The organism is Paenibacillus sp. 598K (assembly GCF_003851045.1).
In the GTDB taxonomy this organism is placed as follows: Bacteria; Bacillota; Bacilli; order Paenibacillales; family Paenibacillaceae; genus Paenibacillus_D.
Map to the genome: position 1 here is coordinate 22,859 of NZ_BFBX01000117.1, position 5,791 is coordinate 28,649.

General features: G+C 61.9%; 5 protein-coding genes. 1 reads left to right on the plus strand and 4 read right to left on the minus strand.

The features are described 5' to 3' along the window. Positions 1-46 precede the first annotated feature (46 nt). A complete protein-coding gene (locus tag PA598K_RS28345; protein ID WP_128660168.1) occupies positions 47-796 on the minus strand; it encodes an IclR family transcriptional regulator in 750 nt (249 codons plus the stop codon). A gap of 212 nt (positions 797-1,008) precedes the next feature. On the opposite strand from PA598K_RS28345, the gene PA598K_RS28350 reads away from it, so the two are divergent. Further along, entirely contained in the window at positions 1,009-2,034 is a 1,026-nt protein-coding gene (locus tag PA598K_RS28350) for an alpha/beta hydrolase (RefSeq protein WP_128660169.1), read from the plus strand. Positions 2,035-2,072: 38 nt separating this feature from the next. On the opposite strand, the gene PA598K_RS28355 is transcribed toward PA598K_RS28350, so the two are convergent. From PA598K_RS28355 to PA598K_RS39090, 3 genes are all read right to left on the minus strand, one after another. Continuing rightward, positions 2,073-3,578, minus strand: coding sequence for a response regulator transcription factor (locus tag PA598K_RS28355; protein ID WP_128660170.1), 1,506 nt, complete (start codon positions 3,576-3,578; stop codon positions 2,073-2,075). 12 nt (positions 3,579-3,590) lie between these two features. Continuing rightward, a complete protein-coding gene (locus PA598K_RS28360; RefSeq protein WP_128660171.1) occupies positions 3,591-5,408 on the minus strand; it encodes a sensor histidine kinase in 1,818 nt (605 codons plus the stop codon). 249 nt (positions 5,409-5,657) lie between these two features. Next, entirely contained in the window at positions 5,658-5,780 is a 123-nt protein-coding gene (locus PA598K_RS39090; RefSeq protein ID WP_376739088.1) for a glycosyl hydrolase-related protein, read from the minus strand. Between the last annotated feature and the right edge of the window lie 11 nt (positions 5,781-5,791).

Here is a 5,791-nt window from a genome sequence, read left to right on the forward strand (position 1 = left end):
CAAATCCAGGCCACGAACGCGGCCTCTAGCCGTGTAATGCACACGCCTACCCCGAGCGCAGCATCGTGCCCATCAAGCGAGCCGCCTCCATGACGACCGGCGCTACCTCGCGCAGCCGCTCGGTCGTCAGCCGATTGGCCGGCCCTGAGATCGACAGCACCGCCGCCAGGCGGCCGCTGCGGTCGAAGATCGGGGCGGCCACCGCCGCGGCCCCTGCCTCGCGCTCCTCCATGCTCGTCGCGTAGCCGACGCTGACGATCTCGTCGAGCTGCCGGCGATAGGCCGCCGGGTCTACGCCCTCCGGCCACGTATCGGCGCTCAGGATCGCCTCCCGCTCCTGCGGCTCGGCAAAGGCGACGAGCACCTTGCTCGAGGCGCCGACATAGAGCGGCAGCCTGACGCCCACCGGAGCGACACGGCGCACCGCCTGATTGCTCTGTACCGCCTGGATACGGATCCGCTCCTGCCCGTCGCGCACATAGAGGCTGACCGTCTCACCCAACTGGTCGCGCAGCCGCTCCATCTCCGGCAGCCAGATGACGGCAGGATCGTCGGTTGCCGAGAGATGGGCCGACAGCTCCCATACGCGCATCCCCAGCTTGTAGCGTTCCGTTGCCCGGTCGCGCATGACGAAGCCTTTGTCCTCCAGCGTCGCCAGCATCCGATGCACCGTACTCTTATGCAATCCGACCTGCTCGGCGATCTCGCTCATCGCCAGATCGGTGCCGGACGTGAAGCAGAGCAGGATGTCCAACGCCCGCTCGACGGCCCGGATTGTCGATTTGCCTTCTTCCATGCTGCCGCCTCCTTGCGTTCCACAGTATGAAACTTGATATCATCCAGTATAACGCATTCGCCCAAGCACCGTCCAGCTTCGCCCTTATATTGCAGCTTCATTACAACTCCCTAACAATCATTCGTCATCAATTGACAGGCTGGGACTATAGTCATACGATAAGAATATAAAGCGCTTTCCAAACGTTACACGTCAAGGGAGGAATGGCTGTCATGCTCACCACCGCCGCTGCACCTCAGATTCAAGACAGTCTTCATCTAGCGCCTCCTGGCGGACTGCTTCGCGAGCCGACACGGCAACGTCGAAACAAGCACATCCTCATAGCCGTGATTTCGTCGGTGCTCGTGTTTGCCATCCTGCTCGTCATCGCCTTCCACGGCTTCGTCGCCTGGATGCTCGCCTATCCGTTCGTCCCCCCGCTCAGCTCCAATCCGATGGAAGCCAAGAACCTCGCTTACGAGGATGTGAACTTTCCCAGCGCCAGCGGCCTGACCTCCGTACACGGCTGGTATATCCCCGCTGCCGCACAGTCTTCGCGCACGATCGTATTCAGCCACGGCTACGGCGCCAACCGCGAAGAGACCTGGGTGCCGATGTACGAGCTGGCCAACCTCCTTAACCGCCTCGATTATAATGTGCTGCTCTTCGACTACGGCTATGCCTCCAAGCTCGACCGGACGCCCGCTACCGGCGGACGCGAAGAAGCTCAGCAGCTGCTCGCAGCGATCAACTACGTCCATACGCAAGGCGCCGAGCAGATCGTCGTCTGGGGCTTCTCCATGGGAGCAGGTACAGCGCTGCAAGCTGCGCTCCAGACCGACCTTATCGATGCCATGATACTCGACAGCACCTTCCTCGCAGATCCCGATACGTTGTTCGCTAACGTCAAGCACTTCGTCAATCTGCCCAAGTATCCATCTATGCCGCTCATCAAGGCGATGCTCCCGCTCTGGACGGGGACCAGCTTCGGCGAGCTGCAGACTGATCAGGTCCGGCAGACCGCGTATACGATGCCGATCTATATGATGCACGGCACCGAGGACGACAAAGCGCCTGTCCAGATGGCCGAAGCGGTCGCAGCGCTGCAGACGCATCCGCTATCCGGCGAATGGATCGTGCCCGGCGGTCGTCACGAGCTGCTCTTCCAGGTTCATCCCAAGGAATATATCCAGCGTGCCGCCGCATTCCTCAGTCAGGTCAATGGCACAGGCGATGCGATGCTTGCTACCGCTCAGTAGAGCATCCAACAGCGTCGTTCGCGCCCCTTATCGGCACGTCAGGTCAGCTCCCGATAATCCATCGGCGAGACGCCGACGTGCTTTTTGAACTGCTTGTAGAAGTACCCCGTCTCCCAATAGCCAACCTCGCGCGCGATCTCCTGCACCTTGCTGTTGCTGTTGCGCAGCAGCTGCTTGGCCTGGTCGATCCGGTAGCGATTCAGATACTCAGTGAACGACTCTCCCATTTCTTTGTGAAACAGCTGCCCCAGATAGACCGGGTGAACCTTGTACTCCTGCCCCAGCGTCTTGAGCGAAAGCGACTGGCGGTAATCGGCGGCGATGCGGGCCAGCACCTGCTCGACGACCGGACTCTTGACCGACTTGGCGAGCGCGTCGATGGTCTGACCGGCTACCCGCTGCACAACCTGCGTCAGCTCGATGACCGAAGCGCTGGCAGCGGCCTGCTGCAGCTCCTCCCGATACAGCTCCGGCTCCTCCAGCGAGCGCAGCTGCTGCAGCTCAGTCTTGAAGCGGACGATCAGCTCGACCGCCGCATGGCGCAGTCCCGACGGCGTCATCCCGGGCTGCGTCAGCAAGCGCTGGATATCTGCGGCGATCTGCTCGTCCAGCTGCAGCTTGTCCCGCATCGCGATCAGCCGGGCGTACACCTCCCATGCTGGCATATCCGCCTCGCCTTCGCCCTCCTGCTGGTGCAGAGCCTCGTAATCGAGTACGCCGCCGCCAGGATGCAGCAGCCTATACTGAACGGCATCGAGCGCCTGCTCATAGGTGACCTGCGCCGCACGCGCACCCTCGACGACCGTGCCAAGCGCAAGATAGACCGGCCCCTCCAGCTCGGTAAGCAGCGGCTTGAGCTGCGCCAGCGCCAGCGCCTTCATATCCTCCGGCTCCTCGGCTGCGTACAGGACGATCGTCTCTCCGGTCAGGTTGGGCAGGACGAGCGTCTGCGGATGATGGACGCATGCCCTCGCCGCTCGATAGTCCGATTCGGACGGCTGACTGCTGCGGATCAGCGCCGCCAGATAGTGGCGCGCCAGGATCGGCAGCTCGAGCGCCGTCGCCCGCTCCTTCAGCTCGCGGGGGGAGATCGCCCCTGTCAGCCACCGATAGACGATCGCATGACGCAGGATGTCGACATCCTCGTCCGTCCAGCGATCGGACACAGACGTGCGCAGCTTGTCGACCGTGCTAGCCATCGTCGAGCGCAGCTCCTCGACATTGACTGGCTTGAGCAGATAGTTCTCGATGCCCGATCGCATCGCTTGCTTGAGATAGTCGAACTCGTCATAGCCGCTGAGGACGACGATCTTCAGGCTCGGATAGGCCTCCCGCGCCCGCCGGATCAGCTCCAGACCGCCCATCACCGGCATCGAGATATCCGTGATCAGGATGTCGACCTGCTGTGCTGCCAGCTGCTGCAGCGCAGCTTCGCCGTTGGCGGCATGGCCGACGATGGTCAGCCCGAGCCCGGCCCAGTCGATAATATAGTACAGTCCCTCGATGATAAACGGCTCATCGTCGACGATCAATACACGATGCATGCTCTATTCCTCCTAGCTTGCGGGGATGGTGATCCAGACCGTCGTGCCGACGCCGCGCTCGCTCTCCATCCGGATGCCGTATGGCACGCCGTAGAGCAGGCGGATCCGCTCATGGACGCTGCGCAGGCCAAACGACTCGCCTTCCTCCTCCGGCAGCTCCAGCGTCCGCACGATCTTCTCCAGTCGCTCCGACTCGATGCCCATGCCGTTATCCCGCACCTCGATCGTCAGCTGCCCCTCCCGCTCGCTGGCGAGGATGCTCAGCTTGTTGCCTGGCTGGCCGATCCGCAGGCCGTGGACGATATAATTTTCGATCACCGGCTGGATGAGCATGCGCGGCACCGGCAGCTCGCCCAGTCGCAGATCGTAGTTGATCTCGTAGGTCAGATGATCCTGATAGCGGAGGCGAAACAGCTCCAGATAGAGTCGGCAGTTTTCCAGCTCGTCGGTGAGCGTCAGCTGCGGCTCGGGGCGCACGAAGCTGCGGAACAGCATCGCCAGCGCATAGATCATCTCGCCGACATCGTGCACGCCGCGCGCCACCGCGCGCATCCGGATGACCTCCAGCGTATTGTGGAGGAAATGCGGGTTGATCCGCGCCTGCAGCGCAGCCAGCTCCGCATGCTTTTGGCGGATCTCGGCCTTGTACTCCCGCTCGATGTGGCGACTGAGCTCCTCCAGCATCCGGTTGAAGCTGCTCGCGATCTGGCCCAGCTCGTCCTTGTGCTTGTCCTGCAGGCGGGCGCCCAGGTTGCCTTGCTCCGCCTTGCGCATGAAGCGGATGATCTGGTAGGTCCGCTTCGCTACATTCAGCACGAACAGCGACGGGAAGACGACGACCACGAACATGCTGAGCAGACTGACGACGAGGATCGTCCGCCGCATCCCCTCATACGACTGCGCCACCTCGCGGACCGGAGCGACGCCTGCGACGATGAAGCCCGCCTGAGACTGCGGCTGACGCGTAATATAGGACGGCTCGTCCAGCTCCCCCATCTCATCGATCGACTGGATCGCCTCCATGTATGGATAATCGGCCCCATAATACCGTCCAGACGAGTCGTAGATCACATCGCTCTCCGGCGACAGCACCAGAATATTGCCCTTGATCGTCTCCGCTGTCGACTGCACCGCAGCGCTAATGCCGCGCGCATCGTAGTAGAACATCAACTGACCGATCTGGCGCATCGTGCCGGGATCGTTGATCGGCACGCGGAAGGAATACAGCTGCCCCTCCAGCTGCGGCACGGTGCGCCGGATCCAGACATTAGGCACGGACGCGGCGCCGGACTGGCTCGCCATCACATCCGGGATATACGAGCGGGACGCATTGGTCGGGATAATCACAGGCTCGCGATCCTGACTGTACACATGCAGCGTCTGCCGCTCGGCGCTGTACAGCATAATGTAGCGGACCTCCGGCATATCCTGCAGCGTCTGTCGCAGCGTCACCGTGATCTGTCGGGGATTGCCCAGCAGACTCTCATACGACTGGTCAAGACGATAGCGGATGTAGTCCTCGAAGGGCAGCTGCAAGTAATAGACGAGATCCTGAGCGAGCCGCGAATCCCGATAGACGCCGTTCATAAACGACTGCACCGTCTCGTAGCGCTGCTCGAGATAGCTGCTCGCGGCGGCGATCGCTTTTTTCTGGATATCGAGCTCGGTGCCGATCGCCGCGCGGGACAGGTAGACATAGAGCGAGTACGACACGACGGCAATCGTCAACACCGAGATGAGCGCGAATACGACCATCAGCTTGACGAACATATTGTTGCGCAGCGGCGTGTAGCCGCTCCATTGCTCCCGCCAGTACTGGATAAATCGCATCGACGCGCCCTCCTCCCTGATGTCTGGTTAGTTGCCTGCGATCAATGCCAAGGACGCATCCGGACCTTAGGCCGCGATGCCTCCTTGTTATTGATCGCCATCACTTGATCATTCCGTCGCGGATATTGCGGAAGCGCCGGCCTTGGACCGACGCCTCCTGTATCCAGCTATGACTCCTCAACCCGCTCCCTGATTCGGACACCGGCTTGCCCTCACGCGCCATGCGTTACAAGACGCAACCCTGCTGCCTTAAGACGTACGGCGCGCGACGCGCACCGTCTTCACCTCGAATGGCTTGATCGCCAGCTCGACGGCTCCCTGCTCCGTCTGCAGCTCGGCGAGCGGCCGCTCCAGCAGATTCGTCTCCTGCACGTCGCCCGCAG

Coding starts and splice junctions, on each gene's coding strand:
- PA598K_RS28355 (WP_128660170.1), bottom strand. CDS start 3,578: ATGCATCGTGTATTGATCGTCGACGATGAGCCGTTTATCATCGAGGGA.
- PA598K_RS28350 (WP_128660169.1), top strand. CDS start 1,009: ATGCTCACCACCGCCGCTGCACCTCAGATTCAAGACAGTCTTCATCTA.
- PA598K_RS28360 (WP_128660171.1), bottom strand. CDS start 5,408: ATGCGATTTATCCAGTACTGGCGGGAGCAATGGAGCGGCTACACGCCG.
- PA598K_RS28345 (WP_128660168.1), bottom strand. CDS start 796: ATGGAAGAAGGCAAATCGACAATCCGGGCCGTCGAGCGGGCGTTGGAC.